General features: G+C 38.8%; 1 protein-coding gene. It reads left to right on the top strand.

Annotated features, from left to right (window positions below):
- Positions 1–21 precede the first annotated feature (21 nt).
- On the top strand, positions 22–495 hold a 474-nt coding region (locus AC1VNY_RS42575), incomplete at its 3' end, for a hypothetical protein (RefSeq protein WP_482409683.1).

Below are 495 nucleotides of genomic sequence, written 5' to 3'. Positions count from 1 at the left end.
ATTTCATGTAGAAAGTACAACATGAAAATCAACACACAAAAAACCGAGACCATGAAAATCAGCAGAACACCAAGCCAAGCAAACATACAAATAGATAACACCACAGAAAAGCAGGTTGTTTCTGAATTCAAATATTTAGGAAGCATTTTCACAGAGGACGGAAAACTCGATAGAGAAATAGAGACAAGGTGTCAAAAAGCAAATGCAGTGACCTACCAGCTGACACCATTACTACAACACCCAAAGATCAAGATGGAAGTGAAAAGACAGATGATAAAAAGTATTTTCTTACCAACACTTTGTTACCAGTGCCAAACTTGGTCTCTGACAGTAACATACCAAAGAATGCTCACCACATGTGAAATGAAATGCTTGAGGAAGGCAGTGGGGATCACTAGGAAAGATAGACTACAAAACAAGGACATCAGACGCAGAGTGGGCATAACTTCATGCACCGAATATTTTGAAAGACAACAAATGCAGTGGTTTGGACAT

The organism is Bradyrhizobium ferriligni, assembly GCF_056837965.1.
This window is presented reverse-complemented; position numbering and strand designations above follow the sequence as displayed.